The sequence below is a fragment of the Paenibacillus lacisoli genome (assembly GCF_030580655.1).
In the GTDB taxonomy this organism is placed as follows: Bacteria; Bacillota; Bacilli; order Paenibacillales; family Paenibacillaceae; genus Paenibacillus; species Paenibacillus lacisoli.
On the sequence record NZ_JAUQTB010000010.1, the window covers coordinates 1 to 24429 of the forward strand.

The 24429-nt window shown below is 50.9% G+C and carries 27 protein-coding genes and 1 rRNA gene; 5 read left to right on the forward strand and 23 right to left on the reverse strand.

Annotation, left to right across the window (positions count from 1 at the left end; all coding sequences use genetic code 11):
* The 16 genes from Q5741_RS15510 to Q5741_RS15585 all read right to left on the reverse strand — a co-directional run.
* Positions 1-74, reverse strand: a 16S ribosomal RNA gene (locus Q5741_RS15510); the annotation flags it as partial.
* A 342-nt stretch (positions 75-416) separates the two neighbouring features.
* Positions 417-1286, reverse strand: coding sequence for a nucleotidyltransferase-like protein (locus tag Q5741_RS15515; RefSeq protein WP_305025025.1), 870 nt, complete (start codon positions 1284-1286; stop codon positions 417-419).
* 247 nt (positions 1287-1533) lie between these two features.
* A complete protein-coding gene (locus Q5741_RS15520) occupies positions 1534-3222 on the reverse strand; it encodes a glycosyl hydrolase family 18 protein (protein WP_305025026.1) in 1689 nt (562 codons plus the stop codon).
* A 168-nt stretch (positions 3223-3390) separates the two neighbouring features.
* On the reverse strand, positions 3391-3819 hold the full coding sequence (gene perR, locus Q5741_RS15525; protein ID WP_305025027.1) for a peroxide-responsive transcriptional repressor PerR: 429 nt from the start codon (positions 3817-3819) through the stop codon (positions 3391-3393).
* Positions 3820-3897: 78 nt separating this feature from the next.
* The gene (locus Q5741_RS15530) at positions 3898-5223 is read right to left on the reverse strand and encodes a DUF4097 family beta strand repeat-containing protein (protein WP_305025028.1); all 1326 of its coding nucleotides are present in this window, start codon (positions 5221-5223) and stop codon (positions 3898-3900) included.
* A gap of 18 nt (positions 5224-5241) precedes the next feature.
* Positions 5242-5811, reverse strand: a complete 570-nt coding sequence (locus Q5741_RS15535) for a hypothetical protein (protein WP_305025029.1) — start codon at positions 5809-5811, stop codon at positions 5242-5244.
* Between the two features lie 104 nt (positions 5812-5915).
* Positions 5916-6629: an MgtC/SapB family protein gene (locus tag Q5741_RS15540; protein WP_305025030.1), complete on the reverse strand. Its 714-nt coding sequence runs from the start codon at positions 6627-6629 to the stop codon at positions 5916-5918.
* 48 nt (positions 6630-6677) lie between these two features.
* A complete protein-coding gene (locus tag Q5741_RS15545) occupies positions 6678-7169 on the reverse strand; it encodes a GNAT family N-acetyltransferase (protein ID WP_305025031.1) in 492 nt (163 codons plus the stop codon).
* 100 nt (positions 7170-7269) lie between these two features.
* Positions 7270-8712, reverse strand: coding sequence for an Asp-tRNA(Asn)/Glu-tRNA(Gln) amidotransferase subunit GatB (gatB, locus tag Q5741_RS15550; RefSeq protein ID WP_305025032.1), 1443 nt, complete (start codon positions 8710-8712; stop codon positions 7270-7272).
* A 27-nt stretch (positions 8713-8739) separates the two neighbouring features.
* Positions 8740-10197 carry an Asp-tRNA(Asn)/Glu-tRNA(Gln) amidotransferase subunit GatA gene (gene gatA / locus Q5741_RS15555; RefSeq protein WP_305025033.1) on the reverse strand — a complete coding sequence of 486 codons (1458 nt, stop codon included), beginning with the start codon at positions 10195-10197 and terminating at the stop codon, positions 8740-8742.
* 26 nt (positions 10198-10223) lie between these two features.
* Positions 10224-10511 carry an Asp-tRNA(Asn)/Glu-tRNA(Gln) amidotransferase subunit GatC gene (gene gatC / locus Q5741_RS15560; protein ID WP_305025034.1) on the reverse strand — a complete coding sequence of 96 codons (288 nt, stop codon included), beginning with the start codon at positions 10509-10511 and terminating at the stop codon, positions 10224-10226.
* 265 nt (positions 10512-10776) lie between these two features.
* The gene (locus tag Q5741_RS15565) at positions 10777-11160 is read right to left on the reverse strand and encodes an ATPase (RefSeq protein WP_305025035.1); all 384 of its coding nucleotides are present in this window, start codon (positions 11158-11160) and stop codon (positions 10777-10779) included.
* A gap of 132 nt (positions 11161-11292) precedes the next feature.
* Positions 11293-11484 carry a hypothetical protein gene (locus Q5741_RS15570; RefSeq protein WP_305025036.1) on the reverse strand — a complete coding sequence of 64 codons (192 nt, stop codon included), beginning with the start codon at positions 11482-11484 and terminating at the stop codon, positions 11293-11295.
* A 162-nt stretch (positions 11485-11646) separates the two neighbouring features.
* A complete protein-coding gene (locus tag Q5741_RS15575) occupies positions 11647-12279 on the reverse strand; it encodes an MBL fold metallo-hydrolase (RefSeq protein ID WP_305025037.1) in 633 nt (210 codons plus the stop codon).
* The gene (locus Q5741_RS15580) at positions 12280-12852 is read right to left on the reverse strand and encodes a thioredoxin family protein (protein ID WP_305025038.1); all 573 of its coding nucleotides are present in this window, start codon (positions 12850-12852) and stop codon (positions 12280-12282) included.
* Position 12853: 1 nt separating this feature from the next.
* Positions 12854-13468 carry a DedA family protein gene (locus Q5741_RS15585; protein ID WP_305025150.1) on the reverse strand — a complete coding sequence of 205 codons (615 nt, stop codon included), beginning with the start codon at positions 13466-13468 and terminating at the stop codon, positions 12854-12856.
* 350 nt (positions 13469-13818) lie between these two features.
* On the opposite strand from Q5741_RS15585, the gene Q5741_RS15590 reads away from it, so the two are divergent.
* Positions 13819-14142 (forward strand): dehydrogenase, encoded by a 324-nt coding sequence (locus tag Q5741_RS15590; RefSeq protein ID WP_305025039.1) that lies wholly within the window; start codon positions 13819-13821, stop codon positions 14140-14142.
* A 65-nt stretch (positions 14143-14207) separates the two neighbouring features.
* Here Q5741_RS15590 and Q5741_RS15595 read toward each other — a convergent pair whose 3' ends face one another.
* The 5 genes from Q5741_RS15595 to yyaC form a co-directional block, all read right to left on the reverse strand.
* Complete coding sequence (locus Q5741_RS15595) at positions 14208-16466, reverse strand: O-antigen ligase family protein (RefSeq protein WP_305025040.1); 2259 nt, start codon at positions 16464-16466, stop codon at positions 14208-14210.
* A gap of 331 nt (positions 16467-16797) precedes the next feature.
* Positions 16798-18009: a class I SAM-dependent methyltransferase gene (locus Q5741_RS15600; protein WP_305025041.1), complete on the reverse strand. Its 1212-nt coding sequence runs from the start codon at positions 18007-18009 to the stop codon at positions 16798-16800.
* A gap of 26 nt (positions 18010-18035) precedes the next feature.
* Entirely contained in the window at positions 18036-18692 is a 657-nt protein-coding gene (locus Q5741_RS15605) for a DUF6483 family protein (RefSeq protein WP_305025042.1), read from the reverse strand.
* 145 nt (positions 18693-18837) lie between these two features.
* Entirely contained in the window at positions 18838-19638 is an 801-nt protein-coding gene (locus tag Q5741_RS15610; RefSeq protein ID WP_305025043.1) for an alpha/beta fold hydrolase, read from the reverse strand.
* Between the two features lie 82 nt (positions 19639-19720).
* Complete coding sequence (yyaC, locus tag Q5741_RS15615; protein WP_305025044.1) at positions 19721-20269, reverse strand: spore protease YyaC; 549 nt, start codon at positions 20267-20269, stop codon at positions 19721-19723.
* 259 nt (positions 20270-20528) lie between these two features.
* Between yyaC and Q5741_RS15620 the strand changes: the two genes are divergently transcribed.
* Positions 20529-20753 carry a DUF1128 domain-containing protein gene (locus Q5741_RS15620; protein WP_305025045.1) on the forward strand — a complete coding sequence of 75 codons (225 nt, stop codon included), beginning with the start codon at positions 20529-20531 and terminating at the stop codon, positions 20751-20753.
* Positions 20754-20852: 99 nt separating this feature from the next.
* Here the strand turns inward: Q5741_RS15620 and Q5741_RS15625 are convergent, their stop codons facing one another.
* The gene (locus tag Q5741_RS15625) at positions 20853-21587 is read right to left on the reverse strand and encodes a pirin family protein (protein WP_305025046.1); all 735 of its coding nucleotides are present in this window, start codon (positions 21585-21587) and stop codon (positions 20853-20855) included.
* Positions 21588-21961: 374 nt separating this feature from the next.
* On the opposite strand from Q5741_RS15625, the gene Q5741_RS15630 reads away from it, so the two are divergent.
* The 3 genes from Q5741_RS15630 (at position 21962) to Q5741_RS15640 (ending at position 23275) form a co-directional block, all read left to right on the forward strand.
* The gene (locus tag Q5741_RS15630) at positions 21962-22219 is read left to right on the forward strand and encodes a GlsB/YeaQ/YmgE family stress response membrane protein (RefSeq protein ID WP_305025047.1); all 258 of its coding nucleotides are present in this window, start codon (positions 21962-21964) and stop codon (positions 22217-22219) included.
* A gap of 53 nt (positions 22220-22272) precedes the next feature.
* Positions 22273-22713, forward strand: a complete 441-nt coding sequence (locus Q5741_RS15635) for a YtxH domain-containing protein (RefSeq protein WP_305025048.1) — start codon at positions 22273-22275, stop codon at positions 22711-22713.
* 121 nt (positions 22714-22834) lie between these two features.
* Entirely contained in the window at positions 22835-23275 is a 441-nt protein-coding gene (locus Q5741_RS15640) for a DUF5665 domain-containing protein (protein ID WP_305025049.1), read from the forward strand.
* 84 nt (positions 23276-23359) lie between these two features.
* Here Q5741_RS15640 and Q5741_RS15645 read toward each other — a convergent pair whose 3' ends face one another.
* Positions 23360-24334, reverse strand: coding sequence for a magnesium transporter CorA family protein (locus Q5741_RS15645; protein WP_305025052.1), 975 nt, complete (start codon positions 24332-24334; stop codon positions 23360-23362).
* Positions 24335-24429 lie beyond the last annotated feature (95 nt).

Below are 24429 nucleotides of genomic sequence, written 5' to 3' on the forward strand. Positions count from 1 at the left end.
AAACCCCGCTCGACTTGCATGTATTAGGCACGCCGCCAGCGTTCGTCCTGAGCCAGGATCAAACTCTCCAATAAAGTATTGAAAAGAGCGATAAGCTCATTTTGAATCTGACGAGATATAAATCTCATGGTTTGCTGTTACTTGCGCAACAGCCATACTCACTCGTTGTTCAGTTTTCAAAGATCAAGCCATTCAGTTAGCATTGTTACTAAGTTTTTTAACTCAGCAGCAACTCTTATAATATATCATGCAACCGAGCGATTCGTCAAGCTTTATTTTTCGCAAATAATTCTCGACATCATTTGCTCGATTCCATCATTTCTCCCCTTCTAGGGGCGAGCTCTAATGTATCATGCTGCTGCCGGTTGAGTCAACCCTTTACTTAAACTCCCCAGGCACTCTGTGCTTTAGTCGCATTAATCCACGATATAGCATAACTCTCTTCCCTCATATGAAGACATCTTCCACCTTGGCAGCTCCTTCACCAGCGAACGATACACCAGTTTCCTTATAACCAGCGGCAGTCCTACACTTATATGCTGCAGTTCTGGGTGCATGGTCAACTCTTCAATACTCCAAGGCTCACGGCGACTGCGCAAAATCCGGAGCAAAAGCGCTGTGCACTCTCCCATTTTGGACATGACCGAAAACTCACAGGCTAAAAGGACAAGCTCCACACGCTGTGACAAAGTTTCTGTGCTGATCGTTAGTTCCTCATAAAGCTTGTAGACTCCGCGATTGAGCCCCCGCACTTGTGCCCACACCCCATCCTCTGGCCGGATGCCGCGTTCAATCAGTTCAATTTTGGCCCAGTGTCCCAGCGATTCAAGCACATTGTGGTAAGCATCTACTACATCCCCTTCTGCCAGGTAGCGTTTCCCTTCTACATAGTAATATAGAAAGCATGCAAATTCCTTCAGAAGCCGCTTCTCCTTCTGCTGATCCGTAAACACAGCAACCCGTTCCCGGATACGTTCGATCTGTTGATCTGCCTGCCACAAAATATCTCCTTCAGCAATATATCTAAAGAGAGAGTGACAACCGCCCTGAATCATTCCAGTCTCGATATAGGAGGTCGATACATACATAACCTGATAACGCTGTTCACCACAAATGGAATGCCGCACTTCGCACCAATCATCCTTACGCTCACACACGATAATCACCAGCATCTCAAAATCCTGCAGCAGCGATCCATAAAATGCCTGAACAGGCTGATGATAAGCAACGGCACCAACAGCATTGAACTCAATCGACTCTTTGGCTATTACAGATAGATTGGTCAATTCCACGTTCCCCTCCATACAATTCATAACGGTGTACCGCCATTGCAGTTATAACATATTTCTACAAAACCACTACTCATTCCTGCTATGAGATTCATTTAGCGCCTGCAACCAACGATGCATTTTATAAAAGAAAATCCATTTTTTCTGCTACTAATGTCTTAATAAAAAAGCCTCCGCACATGGCGGAGACCTGAACGTGTTGCCTCTTGTCGATAAATAAATAAAATGATGGCTGTTACATTTGTCAGTTTTGTTTTTGGAACGTCTTGAGAACATTCCATGCGTCAGAGCTTGCCAGACTGCGGGTCCACGTAGCGATGCCAGCCAATTTCAAAGATTCGGCCAGTTCTACCCTCCGGTTAAGGGATTCTTCATCCTCCAGCCAGATCCGTCGAAGCCCCTCCTTAGCCTGGTACTCCACATAGTTTTGGCCTATATCCTTCAAGAATTGAGGTTTAAGCTTTTGATCCTGCAAAATGTTCTGTGCGGATTCCATTCCGATTGCTTTGGAGCTTACTTTGGTCGTCCCATCGGTGTTCGCCGCCTCGGTCCATACCCTCGTGTACAAAGGGATTCCCAACACCAGCTTGCTGGCCGGTACCTTGTCTTCTTCGAGGATACGACGCATCGTTTTCTCAGCCCAAGGCAGTGAGGAGACCGAACCGGCTTCCGGACTTGAAGCCCAGTGCTCGTCATAGGCCATCACCATCATATAGTCAACCAGCCCTCCCAGCGTCTTGCGGTCCAGAAATTTGGACCACAGCTCACTGTTCGACTTGGGGGTCACATCTATAGATAATATCAAGCCATGCTGCCGCGCATACGGCCTCAGCTCTCTAACGAATTGGGTAACCTCATCCCCGTCCTCCGTCTTCACGCTCTCGAAATCAATATTAATGCCATCAATCTGGTAACGGGTCGTATAAGCGATGATCTGACTGATAATGCTCATACGGCTTTCATAGCTGGCAAGCGCTTTGGAGGTCAGTTCAGGTTCAAAGCTGTTGCTGAGCAGCGCCCATATCTCTATTCCCTGTCTGTGCGCCCAGTTCACATAGGCCGGATCAACCTTGCTCTCAACCTGGCCTTCTCCATTGACGATGCTGAACCAGGTAGGACTGATAACATTCACACCAGGAAGTCTGCCGATCTGATTGACGTCCGGCTTGCGGTCATATACTGCTTCCCAGGTTAGATTAACAGGTTTTTGTGCCCATTTTTGCTGTGCCGGTGTGTCCAGGAATACCTTGTCCTCTACCCGACGATCCTTAAACCCGCTCAGCTGTCCATGCTTCACATAACCCGTATAACCATTGTCCAGCTGGACCTCGTACCAGGAACCTTCATCTTTCCAGATCCGCACCCGTTCCCCCTGCACAGCTTCTGCATAGATAGCGGATACGGAGGATGGCTCCTTATGCAGAGCAATCGTATCCTTCGGGTCCGATTTTTTGGCTATATAAGCATATGTAACCTTCTCACCCGCACGAAGTAAAAGGACGGCACCCGTTGTTTCATCCTCTCTGACGGTGATTCCGTAGACCTCTTTGAGCGGCTGAATAGGCACGTAGACAACATCTCCTTCCTTTGAGGGCGGAGTCTTGAGTGCATACGCCTTGTTGTTCAAAGAGCTCTTACTGCTGTCTACATTCATCTTGAGCAGCTGATCCGGGGATGCCATAATAATCGTCTGCTTGTCTTCCTCATATCGAATACCGGGATCCACGGCCTCCTGCAGTACACGCAGCGGAAGCTTCAAATTTTCTCCTGAACCGGACGCCTCAGCATCCATGACCTGCCCATCTACAAAAATCGGCTTGTTCAGTTTGCGCCACTCCGGCTCTTCATGAAACGCATGCTCCGTCAGTTGATAAGTCAGCCAACCCGCTCCGCAGAGGATAATAATAATGCCTAATAAACGCTTAAAGCTCATGCCGGAATTACGTCTTCTTCGTCTTGATGTATAGCCTTTTCTTCTGCTCACCTTTACCTCCGTATAACTCTCAGATATCTATTGTTCTCATCTGTGCGCTCATGCTGTATGCCAAAAAACAAAAAAACGTGGAATTCAGAATGAATTCACACGTTCCATTTTACGGGATTAATGAACAGCACTGCAAGATTTGCAAACCCCATACAGTTCTAATCGGTGCCCATGCACCTGAAATCCGGTACTGTGCTGGGCTTGGCGCTCCACCTCAAGCAGGGAAGGATAGGAAAAATCCTCAATCTTGCCGCACTGCTTGCAGATGATATGATAGTGATCCGATATATTCGCATCAAAACGGCTGGAGTTATCTCCATAAGCCAGTTCTCTTACCATACCCGCTTCCATCAGCATTTTCAGGTTATTATATACAGTCGCAACACTCATGCTAGGAAATTGCGGCTCCAAAGCACGGTAGATTTCATCAGCTGTAGGATGTGCCATAGATTCCAGCAGGTAAGCCAGGATGGCATGTCGCTGGGGTGTAATGCGTACACCATTCATCTTCAATTGTTCCAATGCATGCTGGACGCGAGTTCCCATCTATGTCCACCACCTTTAACCTTATTACTTATCGTCTTTGAACTCTACGTCCATTGTAAGGTTACGGCAACTTTATTGTCAACGAGCCGGCTGGAGGATTTGCGGCGTCGTCGCGGGTACAGCCGGGGTAAAACCTGAATTGTTAACGATAAGATCACTGTTGCCCTCAACGCTGATGTCATATTCTCCGGTGCCGATCGTTCCGGTGATTGTCTTACCTTCAATGGTCAACGGCAGATTGGTTGAAATGGTACCATAACCGATGCTGCCATCCATTTTGAAATCACTGGTTCCCGGCAGCTCCAGCTTGATTTCCCCGACCGCGCTGTAGACATTCCAATCACCGCCTACGTAGGCTGTCGAGATACTGATTCCGCCATTCAATGATTGCGCATCCAGCGCCGCATCCGCGCCGTGGATACCAATATTACCGTTCTTCGTGTCGGCATGAATATCATACAGGCTTCTCGCAACAGCGATATTCCCGACCATGGTGGACAAGCTCACATTACCCCGTATGTCACCTACCTCCATGTTGCCGCGATTGGTTTTCATCTCAATATCTCCGGTCACCCGGTGAGCCTTCACATTACCGTTAAGCGTGGTTGCCGTAAGCTTCCCGATCGTATCCGTTACTGTCAAACCGCCATTGCCTGTCTCCAGCAGCAAACTGTCCGCCGCATCCACACGGTTAAGCACGATGCTGCCATTCGTTGTACGCACCTCGATGTTCAGCCGTTTGGACTTAGGCAGAGAGATCGTCAGGTTCATACGCGGTTGTCTCTTTCCGGACAAGCCGTAAGTCTGCCCCTTGGGCGTCAAGGTCATCGTCTTCCCCGTGGAAGCTGTCAGCTGGGATTCCTCCGCAATTTTGGCGGCTTCTGAAGCTGAAACCTCGTCTGCCCATAACTCCGTATGGACCTCTACATCATCCGATAGTCCACGCCGCAGCTCAATATCTCCATTAACGGATTCAACGACCAGCTTGGCCGTGTCCTCCTCTACTGGAATCAGCAGATCTCCTTTATCAACGGACTCTCCCTTGGCTTCGCTAAACTCCATCGAGGAAGCAGTCAGGTTCATACTTACCCGGTTCCAGAGATGTGCATAATGACTCTGTTCAATCACAATGAATACCGAGGCCGACAGCAGAAGGGAAAGAAACACTCCTTTGAAATCTGGACGAAACCGGATTTTTGTCTTGGCTGCACGCATGCGACGTATATGAAGCAGGAAAAAAAGGATATATTCCACGCCCCAGCAGATGAAGATCGCCGGCCACCATTTCAACAAACGAAACATGACGTCCGTATTCTGCAGTTTGTCCCACAGCAGCAGACCTCCCATTACAAGAAGAAGGAGGGATGCCGTATAACGTCCGACTCTAATTTTACGATTGGTCATCAAATCCTCCTCCCTGCTCTAGCCACGACGACGACGCCGACTGAAACTGATCTCTCTCAGGAAAAACAAACATCCCGCGATTACTAACAGGACTGCAAGCGTATATGTCCCATAACTAGCGAAGAAGGCAGCCAGCCACCTTGGCTTCTGATAAAAGAGGATCATCAGGCTCCCGCCGAGTACCAGCAGAATACCAAATGATACTCCCCGTTCACGCTGGAACAGCCGCATCTGTGTAGACGGTATATCAGGATCTGTCCCCTCGGCCTTCAGTCTGCGGCGGTAAAGAATTAAATCAGCGGATTGAAGCACATCATAGATATTATAAAAATACAAGCCGGGCACAAACAAACCCAGCAAAATAAGCAGTGGTATGTTGATCTGCATGCCAATCGATGATACGTACAACATGGCAGACAGATCCAGAAGCAGCAGCAGCATAAAGGTCAGCCCCTTGATAAACAGGCCCAAAAACAGGTGACCCAAACCGGGTATTAGAGCTGCCAGTAGGACAGCAAATCCCTTACGGGCCTGAAATCGCTGTTTGTTCCGACGTTTACCTGCGTTCGTTCTGCCATTCTCATTCATTCGACTTACCTCCCAACCATGAACAACATTAAAGGTCAATGGTTAGATACTACCCTATTCTGATCACGCAGTAACTGGAAAATATCTGGATATCATTCTTCCGCCTATTCAACTGAAACCGAAGTGACATCGTTCCGCTTCCGCAGCTCAGAAATCAGAACCATCGGACTGAACCCTCCGGAGGCCAGCACTTGAAGGGAAATTTCCAGGCTATCCTGCGCAGGATAAAGCTCCTTAAAAGGTGCATCATGGTGAACGTTCACCGTAACCTTGCGAATCTTAATCTTATGGTGTGTGAGCAGATCCGAGATCTCCTCCAGTAATTCCGGTGACGAGAAAGCATAAATCGTGATAACGTGCGCTTTGTGGCTTTTTAAATAACGTGACTCAATCTTGTTAAAAACCCACAGATTTAACAGTACGAGCACAGTAGAGACAATGGATGCAAAATAAAATCCCGCTCCTACCCCCAGACCAATCGCTGCTACAACCCAGATCGAGGCTGCTGTCGTCAGTCCTGTAATGGATTTTCCCGTGAACAGGATCGTACCCGCACCGAGAAAACCAACACCCGTAATGACTGCTGTAGCCAGACGGGCCGGATCAATTCGGACATTAACTTCCTTAACGAAATCAGAAAAACCGTATACGGATAACATCATGATCAGCGCGGATCCCAGACAGACCAGAATATGTGTCCGAAGACCCGCAGCATGGTTCGAACGTTCACGCTCGAAGCCTACCAGACCGCCCAGCAGCATCGCCAGCAGCAGTCTTAGAAAAATGTGTGTGTTGTCAATCAACCAGGGATTGTTCAATGATGTACCCCTCTCTCTCCTTGCATCCTTACTTCTAACTCCATTCTCCTATTGGTTTCCGCTGACGGATCCTTCCCTTGGTCCCTCCAGATGAAACAGCGTCAGCTCCACCCCGGGAGCCACATCAAAAGCAGATACAGGCTTAAAACCATGTTTCGTATACAGGGAAAACGCAGGAATATTGCGCGTGCCTGTCGAGACAATAAAACGGTGTACATCGGAATACGCATGGAGTACATAAGACAGCAGCGCATGGGCAATACCTTCGCGGAAATGGTCAGGGTGAACCATCATGCGGGTAACCGTCAGCGTACCTGGTTCCTCGGATTCCACAGCTACTGCGCCGATCAGCTCTCCAGCCTCTTCATTGATCCAACCATAAAAAGTCTCCTCGCATTGCTGCAGCGACTGAAAGGTATCCTGTAGAGGCGGAATTTGGGTGAAACCAATCAGCTCGGCCTCAATCCGGTACGCGATGTGCTGCAGCTGCCACAGCTGCTGCACGGTATCTTCATCCTGCAGGTCTAATCGGGTGATCATGATATGGCGCCTCCCTTATATAGTCTATGAATCAGCATATGCAAAAGGGCCTGTCCACCTGCGACAAGCCCTTTTGGTTCTATTCCGTTGTGGTTCTATCTCATGAACGGCCCAGCACTTCAACCAGCAATTTGTTGGCGAGACCTGGGTTGGCTTTTCCCTTACTCTCTTTCATGACTTGACCTACCAGGAAGCCGATGGCTTTCTGCTTGCCTGCCTTGTAATCCTCAACCGATTGAGGATTGGCCGCAACCACCTGCTCCACGATGGCAAGAATAGCACCTTCATCACTGATCTGGACCAGACCTTTCTCCTCCACGATCTGCTGCGGCAGCTTGCCGCTCTCCAGCATCTCTTTGAAGACGGTTTTGGCAATCTTGCTGCTGATGGTCCCCTTCTCGATGAGACCAATCATCTCGCCGAGTCCTTGGCCGGTCAAAGGCACCTGCGGCAGCTCCAGCCCTGCTGTGTTCAGATAACCTAGCAGGTCGCCCATGATCCAGTTGGATACCGACTTGGCATCCTTGGTGTAGTTCAGGCTGTCTTCAAACAGATCAGCAAGCGGCTTGGAGGAAGTAATCACTTCCGCGTCATAGCTCGGCAGACCGTACTCCGCCGTATACCGGGCTTTCCGCTGGTCCGGAAGCTCGGGAATACTCGCACGAATGCGTTCCTTCCATTCCTCGTCGATATGCAGGGTTACGAGATCCGGATCAGGGAAGTAACGGTAATCGTGTGCCTGTTCCTTACTGCGCATGGACAGTGTTTTGCCCTGGGCTTCATCCCAGCGTCTTGTCTCCTGTACGACCAGGCCGCCTTCATCCAGAATCTCAGCCTGACGGAACTGCTCATATTCAATCCCACGCTGAATGCCGCGGAAGGAGTTCATGTTCTTGAGCTCAGCCTTGGTTCCCAGCTCTGCCTGTCCAACGGGACGAAGACTGATATTGGCATCACAGCGCAGCGAGCCTTCTTCCATTTTCACATCGGATACTTCACAGTACTGCATAATGGCACGCAGCTTCTCCAGATAGGCTTTTGCTTCTTCTGCTGAAGAAATCTCCGGCTCGGATACAATCTCAACCAGCGGTGTGCCGACCCGGTTAAAGTCGACCAGAGATGCATATCCGCCATCAATATGTGTCAGCTTACCAGCATCTTCTTCCAGGTGAAGACGGGTAATGCCAATTCGTTTGGTTTCTCCGTTCACTTCAATATCGATCCAACCGTTCTCACCGATCGGCTGATCATACTGCGAGATCTGGTAGGCCTTGGGTGAATCGGGGTAAAAATAGTTTTTGCGGTCAAACTTGCTGACATCTCCGATCGTGCAGTTCAGGGCCATGGCAGCCTTCATCGCATAATCCACTGCCTGCCGGTTCAGGACCGGCAGTACCCCTGGATGACCAAGGCAGACCGGGCAGGTATGGGTGTTCGGCGGTGCTCCGAATTCAGTAGAGCAGCCGCAGAAAATTTTGGAATTGGTATGAAGCTCAACGTGAACTTCCAGACCGATTACCGTTTCATATTTCGATGTACTCATTTCAGGTTTCCCTCCTTCTCTGTCAACTTACAGCTCGGGCCGCTGTTTATGGAAATCGGTATTCTGTTCAAAGGCATGCGCCGTGCGCAGCACTGTGCTCTCATCAAAGGCCCTGCCGATAATCTGCAGTCCTACCGGCAGACCATCCGCGAATCCGGCATTGATACTGATCGCAGGAACACCGGCGAGGCTCACTGGAATGGTCAGAATATCGTTCAGGTACATCGTCAGCGGGTCCTCAACCTGCGAGCCCAGCTTAAACGCTGTTGTAGGTGCCGTCGGTCCAATGACGACATCATAGTTTTCAAAGACACGGTCGAAGTCCTGTTTGATCAGAGTACGTACCTTCTGCGCCTTCAAATAATAAGCATCGTAGTAACCGGAGCTGAGTGCATAGGTACCCAGCATAATCCGGCGTTTCACTTCCGGGCCGAAACCTTGGCTGCGGGATTGGTGATAGAGATCAATCAGGTTGTCCGGATTGTCTGCACGAACGCCATAACGAACGCCGTCAAACCGGGCCAGGTTGGAAGATGCTTCAGAGGAAGCCAGTAAATAATAGGTGGCAACGGCATATTCCGTATGCGGCAGGGATACTTCTTCCCATACAGCACCAAGGCTCTCCAGCTTACTCAGGGCAGACATGATAATGTCTTTGACCTGGGCATCCACACCTTCACCGAGGTATTCCTTAGGAACGGCAATACGCAGACCTTTAATATCTCCGGTTAACGCGCTTAGGTAATCCGGAACATCGACCTTCGCCGATGTAGAGTCTTTGGCATCATACCCGGCAATAGCCTGCATAACATAAGCGGAATCCTGAACATTCTTCGTAATTGGACCAATCTGATCCAGGGAAGAAGCAAAGGCCACGAGACCGAAGCGGGATACTAACCCATAAGTCGGCTTCAGTCCTACTACACCACAATAGGATGCCGGTTGACGGATGGAGCCGCCAGTATCAGAGCCAATGGTAAAATAGGCTTCCCCAGCGGCAACCGCTGCGGCAGAGCCACCGCTGGAGCCGCCCGGCACCCGCTCCAGATCCCATGGATTGCGAACCGGATAGAAGCTGGAGTTCTCATTGGAACCGCCCATTGCAAATTCATCCATGTTCATCTTGCCAAGCGTAACAGCGTCTGCCTGCCGCAATTTGGTCATGACGGTAGCGTCATAGATTGGATCATAATTGGACAGGAACTGACTCGCACACGTGGTGCGCAGTCCCTCCGTAACAATGTTGTCCTTAACCCCCATAGGCAGACCAAAGAGCAGTCCCCGTGCTTCTCCGGAAGCCAGCTTGTCATCCAGCTTGCGTGCTGTCTCACGCGCCCCTTCTTCGTCCAGCGTCAGATACGCCTTCACGCGCTCTTCACGTGCTCCGATATTTCGGAAGGCTTCCTCCGTCAGGTCGCTCACTGATACCTCTTTGGCATGCAGCTTGTTATGTATTTCCGGCAACGTGTAATCAAACAAACTCATGTTGCTTCTCCTCCTTTCAATAAGGTCTATTCCAGAACAGCCGGCACTTTAAATTGCCCGTCTTCTTCGTCAGGTGCATTCAGCATCACTTTCTCGATCGGCAGGCTGTCATGGGCCACGTCGTCACGCATCACATTGCTGACATGAAGCACATGGGTTGTCGGCTCTACATTCGTCGTATCCAGCTCATTCAGCTTCTCCGCATACTGCAATATGGCGTTTAGCTGTCCCGTCAGGGTCTGCTCTTCTTCTTCGCTCAGGTTCAAACGGGCCAAACGGGCCACGTGCTGAACATCATCCTTGGAAATACTCATTAAGGTCAGCTCCTCTCTGGAAAGTATCAGTCTATACCGTATTCACTTGATGAACAGGCATTCCCTATCAGCATTCCGCATAAATTGACAACCATTCTTTAATTCAAGAACGCAGCGCTTTATCCAAAATGCTTGTATATAAAGGGCGAACCCATGGATTCGCCGTTTAAAGGACTAAAGTTTCAAGATAACGAGTTTAATTATATTGTAGAAAGTTGGACAATTCAATCTTCAGTAAACAAAAAGAGCCGGCTTACGCCGACCCTTATATCCAAGCTCGCAGATTGACCTGTTTGATAAAATCAGCCTGTGACAGCGACTCTGCAGCGGGCTCTTCCTTAAGTTCCTCACTGCCCGACGGACCATTCATAACCTGCTTAAACAGCTCTTCGTTATGTGTAGCGAGTGCGAAATCAATCAACGCTTCCCGTTCCACCAACTCTGCTTCCCATCTCAGCAGATCTTCCTCGAGCTCAACATCGCCAGAAGGCACATAAAAGTTACGGTTTGCTTGTGGTACACGGATGACGTAGTCAAACGCATTGTCCGGGTTGCGATCATACGCAATGATGTAACCATATTCCCCCACAGGAAGATGCTGCTCAAAGGCGTCTGCAACGATGATAATTTTCTCCCCTAATTGATGCATCGTCTACCTCCTAGCTGTCTGTCCTTATCTATTCAGTCTACTAAAAAATCAAAGTGATGTCTATCTTAATCTAAGTCTGTTAGATGAAGAGAATGTGAAATTTTCCAGGGACCATACATACCGAAATGAAGACTACTCCTGTTCCCGCCATTCTCCCAGACGCCGATACCATGGCTGAGGAAGCACGCCTCCCTGCTTCACGACATGCTGCCATCCTGGCATTCGTAAATTCCTGGACCTTCCTCTGTGCGGCATTCCGGAAGCCTGCTGTTCCCGCCCCGGGCATGCACCGGAATCTATACGGTAGACGATATCCTTCTTCACACTTCTCCCCCTCAAGGTATAAAAAAAGAACGCAAACCGGGATTAATTCCACAGTCTGCGTGCTTCGCATGGTTAAACTTCATATGCTCTTCAAAAATTCATTAAAGTTATATTAGCAATCTATTGAAGCCTTGTCCAGACAAAATCTAACAATTTCCGTGATTATGCCGGCACATACGGGTTATTCGCCTTCTCATAGCCGATCGTTGTCTTCGGACCATGTCCCGGATATACTGTGACCTCATCGTTCAGGCGATACAGCTTGCTGCGAATGGAATCTATCAGATCGCGCTCCCGCCCGCCTGTCAGATCCGTACGTCCCACACCCTGACGGAACAGGACATCTCCCGAGAACAGATCGGTACCATTCAAAAAACTGACACTACCCGGGGAATGTCCCGGCGTATGGAATACGGTAAACGTATGCCCGATCAGCTCGAGCTTCTGGCCTTCAGCCAAATCGAATTCCGCCGGCTCTGTGGTCAGCGGACCGGTCACCTGCGGCCAATTGAGTGATCCGTTCAGCTTCGGTATTGTCAGCCAATCCTGTTCTAATGGATGCAGATAGACCGGGCAGTTTTTGCTGCGGCGGATTTCCTCGACTCCGCCCATATGATCAAAATGGGCATGGGTCAGCAGAATCGCCTCAATCTCCAAGTGCTCAATGGCCTTCACCAGCGGCTTGGGGTTCATGCCCGGGTCAATAATGACCGCACGTCCGGGATCTTCCCCTTGCAGCAGATAGGCGTTGGTCTGCAAGGGCCCCAGACTGAAACTTCTTATGTTCAGCATCACTTATAATCCCGAGATCAGTTCGCGTAATTCGCGAAGAATGACGGCATGAATCCCGGTTCCCTCCCCGTAACGTTCTTTCATTTCCTTGCGGGCCTCGAGCAGACGATCCTGGTAATCTGCTGCCTCACGGTCCGGATTGGCCTGCTTAAACGAAACCATGACTTCCTGCACCTGCTCCGGCCGAGGACCCCAGCGGCCCAGCACGTGACCACCGGTATCGGCAATAATCACCACAGGGATCGAGCGTCCACCCATTGTCAGGAAGTCATCCATCAGGGCCAGATGATTCTCCATAATCAGGACATCCATCGGCACACCGCCGTACTGCATGGCCCGGAATACGACCGGAACATTACGAACAACATCACCGCACCAATCTGCTGCAAGAATGACTACGCGCAGATCATCCCGATGATTCAGACTTTCGAAAAACTCGCGTTCTTCTTCATTCGGCCATTCAAACGAGTCATACCAGGACTGGAAAGCCTCCTGATTTTTCTCCATGCTGTCTATAAACTCCTGGGGGGAAAGACCTTTGCCAAAATAATGAGATACATTATGTTTGCTGCTCATTTCAAGCACTTCCCTTCTTCTTTTTGTTGGAGTTCCACTTCAGCAGGAAGTAGATCACAAGTACGGCAATCGCTACGAGGATAGCCGGTGTTGCATAAGGTGCAGCCTTCTCATGAATATTTTCCCATTGATCGCCCAGCACGCTTCCCAGATAAACAAATAGAAAAGACCATGGAATGGAAGCAAGCAGGGTTAAGATGGAAAAGCGCCAGAGTGACATCTTGGCAATCCCGGCCGGAATCGAAATGACCTGTCTCATGACAGGGACAAACCGGGCGGTAAAGACAATGCCCGATCCATATTTATTAAACCAATTTTCAGCAATATCCATATGGTGAGGCTTAATTTTGATATATTTGCCGAACTTGTTCAGAAAAGGGCGTCCGCCGAACCGTCCGATAAAATACAGAATCCACTGCTGCAGCAGTGCCCCTACCGTACCGAACAGAACAGCGAGATAAAAATTCAGATCGCCTTGATGCACAAGAAATCCGCCGTAGGCGAGAACGATCTCACTTGGTATGACTTCTACCGCCAAACCAAGCACAATCCCGAAATAACCGAGGCTTCGAAGCCATTCGAACAAATGTTGAATGATACCAGAAATAATATCCACTCTCGACCCTCTTCCTAATATGTATTTGTGCCAGCATCTAGTTGCTCCCTGCAGCAGCTTCCAGCCAGAAACCTGTGGAGTCCATAGGCCCACATCGATCCGGTTTATAATTCGCCCGCCCTTGTCAGAGAGTGCAAACCCATGCAGGATGCCTGAACAAAATTCCATCTTATTTTAGCATAGGCGATTCCCCCGGTGCTACTCGTCCAATCGCCCGCATGACGGGGCTTGAGGATGTATACCTATAGGTACATATCACTTCGTGTATGGCCTGCGATTCCGTGCACTTTGCGGATAGGCACCCCCTTCTGCTGTTTGCATAGGATACAGCATAAAGGAGGAATGAGTCCATGCCCCATACCCCACCGCCCAAGCACAGCAATCCCCAGCGGCAGCTCCCGTCCGCCCGCGGCATCCGGCGAGCCTGCAGCAAGGAACTGTATCGTACGCGCAAGAAGCTGAAAACTTATATATCACCTGATCTGGTAGAACAAGGTGACCATCTGTATGTACGCAAGGTCGCAGAAAACCTGCTGTGGATCCATGAGCATCACAGCAACCGCAAGCTGCTGTGCGACTGGTGGGACGAGAACGTCTGCAGCGAGCTCGCCGCACTGTGGAAGGTAGATGAAGCTGAGCTGGCAGCGGCTTTCCGAAGCTCTTTCGGCGGCTAGTGCTGCTGCTCAGCGCTTGATGGCTGCCGGTGAACTGGAGGCTGGACTGCAGCCCCAACGTGTTCTTATGGATGGTTCCTGGTTAAACTCTCTACCATGACAACCAGCTGTTCTCCCAGCTGCCTGCCCTCCTGACTGACCTTAAATCTGCGGTCATTCCGTACGCTGTTCTTCCCGGCCATTTCCGCCAGCTGTCTGTAGGTCTCGTAGACCTTCAGGCCGGCTTGCGCTGTCTTCCGCGCAGCTTCCTCTCGCCCCAGACGCAGCTGATGCTCCGCAGATGCCGCCAAAGCACGCAGCAGGGAATCGTAACTGTGCTGATTATAGCGATCCAAGCTGAGTGCCTGCTGAAAGTAGGAGGCCGCCTCTTCATGATGCCCCAGCTTTACCGCGAGCTGACCCAGTTCCATGAACAACGTACGCTGGGAAGGGACATACGGCCGGAATACAGACAAAACCTCTAGCGCAGCAGGAGCAGGCAGCTGCCGGCTCCACTCGATCCGCAGGTCCAGACGGTACGGGCTCCAGCGGGCCGCTTGCTGCAGCAGTGCGGTTCTGTTTTCTCCTATGCCCTCCTCTGAAGCCAGATGCATCAGCCGTTCGGACATGAATCCGTGCAGGCTGAGCAGCATGACCGTTCCGGCCAGCAGCAGATTGAAGATGCCTGTGAAGTGAACAAGGGATGCCGCCTGTTCTGCGTGCCGTTCATCCGCTGCCTCCGGCAGAATCACAGATACTCCGGCATCGCTGGTAGATTTTCGCTCCCCTGCCCGCTGGGGCACTCTCCCATCTGCCGAAGGACAAGCCCGAGCGTGCTCATCAGCAAAAGTAACCCCGTAATCATTCACCTCTTGCCTCTCCTCCTGCCTTCGTCCATAGGCCATAGCGCCCAGATTCAGCAGCAGCAGCCAGAACAGCCCATAGCTCCAATCGAAGTCGACTGCTCCATGCAGTACCCATACCAGCAGCGGGGGCAGCAGCTCCTGTGCATGTCTCCACATCACACCAGCGAGTCCCATCAGGCACAGCACTACCAGGACCAGCCCAACGGCACCGGTATCCAGCAGAATATCGAGGAAGCCGCTGTGGACCTCCGCGCCCGCGTAGGGCTGGGACTGGACGGCATGAAATCCCGTCCTCCAGGTGTCGCCGCCGCTGCCCAGCCAAGGCGACGCCTGCACCAGCTCGGCCGCATCCCGGTACATCAGCATCCGTGCAGATGCTGTCGATATGCGGCCGGCCAGCCGATCCTGCATCACCGGCAGGATCGCCCCGGCGGCGACAATCGCTGCCGCCGCCACAATCAGCAGCGCCGCAGCCGGCCGTGCTCGGCCTACCCGCCGCCGCAGGCGCTGCGCCGGCAGCAGTACGCCGAGCACGGCTGCTGCCCACAGCCCGACCGCCGCCAGCAGGCCGGGCCCCGATGACGCCAGCTGGGCTTCTGCCAGCTGTCGATAGATCAGCGCGCCGCCCGCCAGCGGCGCTGCGGCGCACAGCAGCAGCGGCCCGCGCAGACCGCGCCGCTGCAGGGCCAGGCCCGCGGCCGCGGCAAAGCCGGCCGCGAGCAGGGCGCCGCGCGACTCGCTGAGGAGGAGCACGGCGCAGGCTGGCGGGAGCGGCAGCACCGCACCCAGCAGGCGCGGCCCGGCTGCAGGCAGGGCCGCCCACACCCGAGCGGCGGCGAACAGCCGCTCGAGCCCGAACATCGCCGCGGCGGCGCCGAGGGCGTTGGGGTACTGCAGCAGACCGGCCAGCCGGGCCCCTGCTGCAGAGAGCTCCGGGTCCTGGCTGCGCAGGACGGCGTACGGCAGCGGAACGATGCCGTATGCCGCGAACAGCGCGGACAGGACCAGCAGCCAGCCGGCGGCCTGCCAGCCGGCATGAAGCCAGCGCCGCCCGGTGCCGGTGCGGGCCAGAGCGCAGGCTATGCCGGCAGCAGCGGTATACAGCAGCCAGCGCAGCAGCTCATCCAGGCTGGCCTGAAGATTACGGCTGACAGAGAAGAAGCCGATAGTATAACATGCTGCCATAGCTAGGGGCAGCAGCAGCAGAGGTCCTCCTTCCAGCATATGCACCGCGCCGCGGATCTTGTCCTGTGACGGAGCAGTATACCGATAGGCAGCAGACGGAATCATCAAGTGTCCCGCCCTACTTCTGCTCCATGAGCGCAAGAGCGGCAGCAGCAGAATCATCAACCAGGATATACTCCACGAGAATGATGAAATATAAATATGATGCGTAAAGAACAACCCGCAGCCTAGACAGGCGCCCGCCAGGCTCACCAGCCAGAGCGCACCGATCCAGTGGATTTCCTTCTGCAGCAATTACTCCATCCCCTTGCCCTGAGTGTACTTACCCATAATTGTTGCCGAGCCAACCCGGTGTAGACTCCGCTGTCGGTATTGACCCCCGCAGGAGAATAAATTTATTGGTTATCTACCTTGCCCGGTTGCTCTTCTTCTCAGGGTTGCCGAGACGGTCTGCTTTCAGTCGATCCCTGCCGGATTCAGCCAAAAATCAAAAAAAGGGATGTTATCTTCTCTTCACTTGATGAAGAAGCGATAACATCCCGGGAATTCCTTTTGCGCGGGGAGCACACTGCTGTGTACTGTCCCCATCCGTATTCCGGATAACATGGATTTGAATGCGTCTTACCTAATGAATCTGCGGACTTTCCTGTTCCCCATCGCCATGCGGTGCCGGCAGCAAATCACGGCAGGCCCGTTCCAGATAAGGATCAGCATGCAAAAAATCACGAAAAGCGATATATTCTCCCCACAGCTGTTCACGGCTGCCGGCTTGGCCTTTAACCGCCCGAATAAGAATATTCTTCGGCGTGTGCTCCATATCAATAAACTCCAGCAGTTGGGTCCGGTAGCCCATAATATCCAGCAGCTTCGCCCGGATGCCATCCGTCGCCAGCGCGGAGAATCGTTCCTTGAGAATACCATGGGACAGCAGCGGATCCAGCACCGGATTCTGAATCTGCGGGAACAGCTCATGCTGACAGCACGGCACCGACAGGATGACCGAGGCCCCCCAGCGGACAGCTTTCTCCAGCGCCGCATCGGTGGCGGTATCGCAGGCATGCAGTGTCACGACCATATCCACCTGCTTCAATTCATCGTAGTCGGCAATATCCCCAACCAGGAATCGCAGATCGGTGTAGTCCAGCTTTAAAGCAAGATTACTGCAGTGCTCAATGACATCGGCCTTGAGATCCAGGCCAACCACCTGCAGTTTGCGCCGCTGCTGAACCGCAAGGTAATGATAAAGTGCAAAGGTCAGATACGACTTGCCGCAGCCGAAATCTACAATGGTAATCGGTCGGCCCTCCGGCAGATTCGGCATGATGTCCTCGATCATTTCGAGGAAACGGTTAATCTGCTTGAACTTGTCATATTTTCTGGCCAGCACCTTGCCATCCTCATTCATAATGCCAAGTTCGACCAGGAAAGGAACGGGTACTCCTTCCTCCAGAACATACTGCTTCTTGCGGTTGTGTGACAGGTCAGCTGCCTGCTTGGAAGGGGTCTTGGTCAGGATGGACACCTTATATTTCTTGCTGACCAGGATTTGATAATCCGCCTCAACCGTACAGATCAGACCCTGGCGAAAGGTATCCTCGAATAAGGCAATAAACTGTGCCTCCGCCTCATCGGCTGTCAGGTTCTCATGGGTTACTTTGTTCGCCTGATAATAGGCGAACTGATAATACAAATTTTTCTTCAGAACGACCGGTTTGACCTGCACCTTTGTGTAGGACGCTCCTTCTCTTCGCCGCAGCTGACTTAGCGTAGCGGTAATAATCGTCTGCTCTTCGATAAGTTGTGTGATTAGTTTACGTAGTGAATCCAACGGGTACATCTCACTTTCACTGTTGATTTCATGCGCTATTCGACCGGCCCGCGCTGCAGCAGGCCGTTAAGCCCCTCCTGTACTTCGTCCAGCGGCAGACCGCCCGCTTCCAGCTCTTCAGGGTTACGGGTCAGCAGCCGCTCGTAAAAAGCAACCGCTTCAGAACGAAGCTCCGGCGTGTCCCGTACCAGGCGGTACCAGAGGTTCTCGGCTTCATCGAACTTCTGCTGTTCTTCATGGAACCGGGCCAGCAGCATACGGGTCTGCTGAGGCAGCTTATAATCCTTGACCGCCGCCAGGGTATCCCTGATGCGATCACCCAGCTGCTGCGGCTCACGGGCCGCACCGTTCAGATCGCTGTATATATATAAATGCAGGGATTTGATCAGACGTACGATTCCTTCGTCCTGTTCCCCCTGATCCAGCAGTACCCGGCCTTCTTCTTCAAGAATACGGGCAACCTGCTGTACCTTATCCACTTCTACACCGTCCCGCAAGCGGAACCATTCGATAATGTCCTCAGCGGACATGGAATTCAGCAGCCGCGAGTTAAGACGGAACTGTTTACGGAGAAGCTCATCCAGCTCTAGCAGGGCTTCGGTATGCTTCTTGTCCTGCTTCAATGTGAACACTCTTGCTACCACATCGGTCATTTCTTCAATCATTCGTACCAGATAATCACGTCTCAGCATTCCTCTTGCCGCCTTTCCCCTTTATCCTCTTGATTGTACGCTACTCCATCCCAAATGCCAAATGGATACGGCAAACAGGCCGGGACTGCCGCCCGGCCTGAATATACAGATAAAGATGGTAAACATATGATCAGGTATAATACTCTTACTTGACTGCAGTGCTGGCTGCTCCGATGAACTGAACGATAATTTCTGCCAGCTTCTGCGGAGCTTCGATCAGGCTCATATGACCCGCATCTGAAATGACAGCCTGGGTTACATTTTTTTTATCGACCGTGAAGGTACGTTCTGCAGGTACAATCTGATCCTTCTCACCAGCCACGAGCAGGACAGGAAGGGTTGTCGCAGAGAGAACGTCCCGGCGGTCCGGACGCTCGCGCATAGCCAGTGCTGTACCTACAGCTCCCTGCGGCGGTGTACGGTAACCAATCTCGCTGATTCTGGCCAGCCACTCCGGATGCGTCTCCACATGTTCGGGAGCAAACAAGCCTGGCGTCATACCATCAATGAAGTCGGTAATGCCTTGGGACTGAATGGTGGATACGGCCTTCAGTCTCTTTTCCTTTCCCTCTTCGGTATCGTCATGGGCGGTAGAATGGATCAGTCCGAAACGCTCCAGACGATGCGCATGACGCTGGGCTATCGACAGCGTAATATAGCCGCCCAGCGAATGACCTAATACCGTCGCCTTCTCAATCTTCAATTCATTCAGCAGGGAGATGACATCGTCAGCCATCTGCTCAATGGTATAAGCCCCCATTGGCGCATCAGACAACCCATGGCCGCGCAGATCCGGTACAATGCACCGATAGTGCTTGCTCAGATAAGGTACGACTTCTTCCCAGTAAGCGGAGCTTCCACAAAAACCATGAAGAAGGACTACGACGTCCCCTTTTCCCTGGTCAACGTAACAGAGATGCTGTCCATCGCACAAGATCTTTTCCATGCTAATACCTTCTTTCTATATATGTATACTTGCCGGCAGGCCGGCTTGGTCAAACCAATGTATATTATTAAGCAAAACTGGCTTATCTGAAACCATATTCAGCAGTTCCATGTTGTGGATGGAGTCCGAATCCTGCCGCTGCAGACTTGGCAATGATGGATGCCATACCAAGCACGTGGTGCAAAGATGTCATTTGCAGGGTTGCATAAGGACGGGGGCCCTGTTCATTCACAACAGCAGCTATACTGTAATGCCCAACCGCTGGCAGATCCAGTCCGATGGAAGCAGCCGGATATAAGGGCGAGTCAGCGGTCAAGAAACTTCCAACCGCACCAGGCTGGCCAAGGCAGGCATCAATGGCGATCACGATTCGTTGTTTTGGGACCTGCTGCAGTCTCCGGCTCAGATTGCTCGCATCACAGGGATTCACCATCGTTCCTATAACATCCTGAAAGCCCTGCTCCAGCAGCATAGTCCCTGTTAATGGACCTAATGCATCGCCGGTTGACCGGTCCGTTCCGATGCATAGGAATGTTATGTTTTCTAATGGATGAAGAGCGTGAATCCCTGCAAAAAAAGCTTGCAGTCCTCTGCCTTCTACCTTCGTGGGCCGGGCTGGCTGAGAATGCATTTCGGTTTTTCGGCGTCGGCTGCTCGCTTTACGGGTGTAAATGGACACGCTGCTGTCTCTCTCCTTTTAATCATAATGACAAACCTGCTTTTGCAGCTAACTGCAGTAATATCAATACATTTTAACACGAAACCAAAATCTTTAATGATGTATTAATTGTACTTCAAGCCTTGTGGATGGGCAAAAAAAATGGTAGACCGCTATCGGTCATGTTACAATACAGGCAACCTCTGTTTATGTTGAAAGGATGAGTACTGGAATGGATTTAACGCAACCGACACAGGCAAACATAGAATTCATGATTGAGGGTATCAAGACTAAGCTTCGGATGGCCAGCGGTGCTGCCATGCAGGCTTCGGCATTCTCTGTAGAACAGTATGAGGATATCCATGATGTCTATGATATGGTTATGAACAAGCCGAATCTGAGTATTTCTGAGGTCGAAGCGATTGTGTCCGAGCTGGGACGGCTTCGCAAGGCCTGATATCACTGTGAATGACAATGCGAACGAACAAAGCCACCCTTCTGCTGTGCCAACAGCCGGAGGGTGGCTTTATAATATACTTATATTGCAGCCTAATCATTAAGGCATATCGGTCAGCATCCATTCGGTCGGGCCTTGATGTCCTTGTGAAAGGATTTTTAGCTTACTGCTTGTCTGAATCCGGGCAGCGTCGCCCGTATTCAGCTGCAGGGTACCTTCCTCACAGGATATTTCAAGACTGCCTTCCAGCACAAACAGATGAAGGCGCCGCTGACCGCTGTGCCTGGACCTATACTCAAGCTGCTTATCTTCGTCCAGACGGGACACATAAAGATCTACCTCCTGATCCATGCGAAGACCCCCCTCCTGTACTCCCGCCCCTCCTGATAAGATGACAGGCAGCAGAACATTTAATCGTTCTTCCTCAGTAAAGGATCGATAATTGTACGCTGGCTCTGTATCGCGCGTTCTCGGCAAAAACCACATTTGAATATAGCGAACATCTTCCTGCTGGGAAGCATTGTATTCACGATGCCTGATACCTGAACCTGCCGTCAGTACCTGTACACTTCCAGGCTCCAGAATCTGAACATGACCCAGCGAATCATAATGCTGCAGCCTTCCTGAATATACATAGCTTACCAGTTCCAGATCGTGATGAAGCTGCTCTTCCTGCTCTTCTCCAGGGTTCATGATGTTATCGTTATGCAGCAGACAGCAGCCAAAATGTGCATTGTGGGGATCATCCAGATTCCCATATGAGAAACTGAGTTCACTGTGCATCCCGCGGCGCTCGTCGGTCTTTCGTTGTTCCGAAGTTATAACTTTAATCATGGCGGTCCACCTCCGTATAAAGTTAGGCCTTTGATTGTAAATCGTAAGATTTACGACTCCTTACCCGCAGGCTTCTGTGCCTAATCATGACTTTGGCGGCCTATCTGCAGTATCTACCCTCCTATGACTTCTCTTCTTTGTATTAGTCAAAGCAATCATATTGCCTATCTTCTAAAATTATTTGTAAAGTTCTTATTTCCAGCAATTATTGAATAAAAAATCATTTTTACTCTTCTATACTCATCTTTACTTCCAAATCCATGTAATCCCGTGTTTTTTTGTTTCAACCCCAGACAGCCAAGTTTATATATCGAGTAAGCAAAGCTGAACAGCTAACGAATAACGAAAAATTGGAGAAAGTGAGGCGGTCGAATATGTGGGGAATTATCATTAGTGTCATCATGGCTATCGTAATTGGATTAATCGGTGATGCCCTTGTGGGTCACGATATGCCGGGAGGTATCATCGGTTCCATGGTCGCCGGTTTTGTAGGCGCTTGGATTGGTGCATGGCTCTTCGGAAACTGGGGTCCTGATATTGCCGGTTTCGCGATTATCCCGGCCATTATCGGTACAGCCATTTTCGTCTTCCTACTGGGTCTGGTATCCAGATTGTTCCGACGTACCACCTAAGTACCGGAGTTCAGGTTGATCATTTGTACACTATAATTAAGGAGTGATTAGTTATGAATAAAGCAGAAACAGAATACCCTGTACAAAGCGGTTCTACGTTCTCGAAAGGCCTGATTATTGGCGGTCTGATCGGTGCAGCAGCAGCACTTTTATTCGCCCCTAAACCAGGACGTGAATTGCGCAGTGATTTGTCCGAAAAAGCTGTTACCGTAGGCGGCAAAACCCGCGATGTGGCGTCCGTTGTAGGCACCAAGGCATCCGAGCTGGCCAAAACGGTTTCTTCCAAGACTTCTGATCTTGCCAAAACGGTAGCCGACAGCAGCAGCAGCATTTTATCCTCCGTGAAAGGTGCTTCGGCTGAAGTCGCAGATCAAGCGGTTCAGGCGGATAAGGAAGTCATGGAAAGTGCCGCAGAAACAGCTAAAGAAGCTAAAAACGAGATCAGCAGCTCTACAACTTCCAGCTCTAAATCTACATCCGGTTCTTCCTACTAATCCAATATAAACTCTCTTGTGACCAGGAAGAGACCGTGAAATAGCCAGCTCGCTTGGAGCTGGCTATTGTTATTGTAACGAAATTTTGAATTATTATTATGTTCCAGAAAGGCGTGAGACCATGAGTAAAGCCAGTCCCTACCCACAGCGCGGCTCCCGGCCGTCAGATCAGAACACCCGCACCCTTAAGGCTGACCCTGCCTCAGCGCAAACCGATGACAAGAAGGCTTCCAAAGTTAACAGCTATGAGGTCGATGAACATCCATTCGAACTCCGCCATGAAGTTAAACGGCTGAATACCCGTCTGGATAAAATTGCGGACACCCTGGAGAAATCAGATTTCATGGATATGCTCCAAAATTACACGAGTCCCAAAAAGCGGATTATCAGTAACCTCACTGCAGGTATAGCCAGAGGATTAGGACTTTCCCTGGGCACAGTTGTCATTTTAGCTCTGCTTGTCTGGATTCTGACGCTTCTCGTCAATTTGAATCTGCCGATCGTGGGCGAATACATCGCCAATCTGCTGGACTTGATTCAGAGTTCACGGAGCACTTCTTAAACAAGCTTATACTTATACAAGAACCAACGTACAAGAACCCAAACTGCGGAGCAAACGATACGCAGACATGGGTTCTTTTGGTCTCTAGAGATTTTTACGTTTGCTGTTGTTCTTCAAGAGGTCTCCTGTCCAACCTTTCGCTCTCATCCAGCCATACATCCCCGCCATGCAGGATAAGGTAAACGTAATTGTAAAAGCAAATCCCCAGCCTGTCTTTATCCATGGCAGATTCTCGAAGTTCATCCCCCAGATGGCACCTACTACGGTAGCTGGAGTAAACACCGAGGTTACGATGGTCAGTGTCTTCATAATTTCGTTGCCCCGAAAGGCAGACACGGCATCATCGATAGATATCAGCGTGCTGATTTCCTTCTCGTAATGGTTAATCAGCTGCTGCAGGCGCTCAACACGATGAAACAGGTGGGAGTAAAAACGGCTTTTATTTAGCTCTTCCTCCGTAAATGCCTCCTTGGAGGCAGTAATAAATTCGGCAAAAGGGATACACAGATTGCTCCAGAAGAGGAGTTCAAAGCGTGCATCCAAAATTCGGTCCATTAAGGTACGGGTATTCCTGTCATGCATTTCGTCTTCCAGCTCACGCAGATTAATCTCAAACCGGTCCATCCCCCGCTGGAAATAATGCAGGACGGTGCGTGCCAGCACAAACATACCGTCTACGGCATCCCCGCACTGGTGCAGCATAACCGTCCGGTCTTTATTTTTCATTGTTTCCCGGGTATGCTCATCCAGATTGACGGTAAACAAGCGATCACGAGAGACATAAAAGTGGAATACATTACAGCTTCGCCGTGAATCAATATGTTCCTTGACGGAGTATAATAAGGTTCCGAAAATAACGGGATGTATGCCATCCGGGAAGCGGACAGAGATATAATTGGTCTCATAGCGCTCGGTTAGCTTCAACCATTCTACAGTCTCCGGATGCTTGGACTTCAGCTCCTGAATCTGCTCCGCCTGCATATCTTCCCCTGCAATATCTACCCATTCCCATGAACCGGCAAAAGATAACACTGTGTAATGCGGCTGCAGATCAACCATTCGTAGCTCTCCTTTCTGTAGCTGATGTGAATATGCTTCAAAAAAGGACACGCTATACATCCCGCAGGATAATCGCGTGTCCTTTCACAATCTAT

Excerpts from the sequence above, each read along its gene's own strand:
- Q5741_RS15520 (WP_305025026.1), bottom strand. The coding sequence starts at position 3,222 with ATGAGCTTTAAGCGTTTATTAGGCATTATTATTATCCTCTGCGGAGCG.
- perR (WP_305025027.1), bottom strand. The coding sequence starts at position 3,819 with ATGGGAACTCGCGTCCAGCATGCATTGGAACAATTGAAGATGAATGGT.
- Q5741_RS15530 (WP_305025028.1), bottom strand. The coding sequence starts at position 5,223 with ATGACCAATCGTAAAATTAGAGTCGGACGTTATACGGCATCCCTCCTT.
- Q5741_RS15535 (WP_305025029.1), bottom strand. The coding sequence starts at position 5,811 with ATGAATGAGAATGGCAGAACGAACGCAGGTAAACGTCGGAACAAACAG.
- Q5741_RS15545 (WP_305025031.1), bottom strand. The coding sequence starts at position 7,169 with ATGATCACCCGATTAGACCTGCAGGATGAAGATACCGTGCAGCAGCTG.
- gatB (WP_305025032.1), bottom strand. The coding sequence starts at position 8,712 with ATGAGTACATCGAAATATGAAACGGTAATCGGTCTGGAAGTTCACGTT.
- gatA (WP_305025033.1), bottom strand. The coding sequence starts at position 10,197 with ATGAGTTTGTTTGATTACACGTTGCCGGAAATACATAACAAGCTGCAT.
- gatC (WP_305025034.1), bottom strand. The coding sequence starts at position 10,511 with ATGAGTATTTCCAAGGATGATGTTCAGCACGTGGCCCGTTTGGCCCGT.
- Q5741_RS15565 (WP_305025035.1), bottom strand. The coding sequence starts at position 11,160 with ATGCATCAATTAGGGGAGAAAATTATCATCGTTGCAGACGCCTTTGAG.
- Q5741_RS15580 (WP_305025038.1), bottom strand. The coding sequence starts at position 12,852 with ATGAGCAGCAAACATAATGTATCTCATTATTTTGGCAAAGGTCTTTCC.
- Q5741_RS15590 (WP_305025039.1), top strand. The coding sequence starts at position 13,819 with ATGCCCCATACCCCACCGCCCAAGCACAGCAATCCCCAGCGGCAGCTC.
- Q5741_RS15600 (WP_305025041.1), bottom strand. The coding sequence starts at position 18,009 with ATGTACCCGTTGGATTCACTACGTAAACTAATCACACAACTTATCGAA.
- Q5741_RS15605 (WP_305025042.1), bottom strand. The coding sequence starts at position 18,692 with ATGCTGAGACGTGATTATCTGGTACGAATGATTGAAGAAATGACCGAT.
- Q5741_RS15610 (WP_305025043.1), bottom strand. The coding sequence starts at position 19,638 with ATGGAAAAGATCTTGTGCGATGGACAGCATCTCTGTTACGTTGACCAG.
- yyaC (WP_305025044.1), bottom strand. The coding sequence starts at position 20,269 with ATGCATTCTCAGCCAGCCCGGCCCACGAAGGTAGAAGGCAGAGGACTG.
- Q5741_RS15620 (WP_305025045.1), top strand. The coding sequence starts at position 20,529 with ATGGATTTAACGCAACCGACACAGGCAAACATAGAATTCATGATTGAG.
- Q5741_RS15625 (WP_305025046.1), bottom strand. The coding sequence starts at position 21,587 with ATGATTAAAGTTATAACTTCGGAACAACGAAAGACCGACGAGCGCCGC.
- Q5741_RS15630 (WP_305025047.1), top strand. The coding sequence starts at position 21,962 with ATGTGGGGAATTATCATTAGTGTCATCATGGCTATCGTAATTGGATTA.
- Q5741_RS15635 (WP_305025048.1), top strand. The coding sequence starts at position 22,273 with ATGAATAAAGCAGAAACAGAATACCCTGTACAAAGCGGTTCTACGTTC.
- Q5741_RS15640 (WP_305025049.1), top strand. The coding sequence starts at position 22,835 with ATGAGTAAAGCCAGTCCCTACCCACAGCGCGGCTCCCGGCCGTCAGAT.
- Q5741_RS15645 (WP_305025052.1), bottom strand. The coding sequence starts at position 24,334 with ATGGTTGATCTGCAGCCGCATTACACAGTGTTATCTTTTGCCGGTTCA.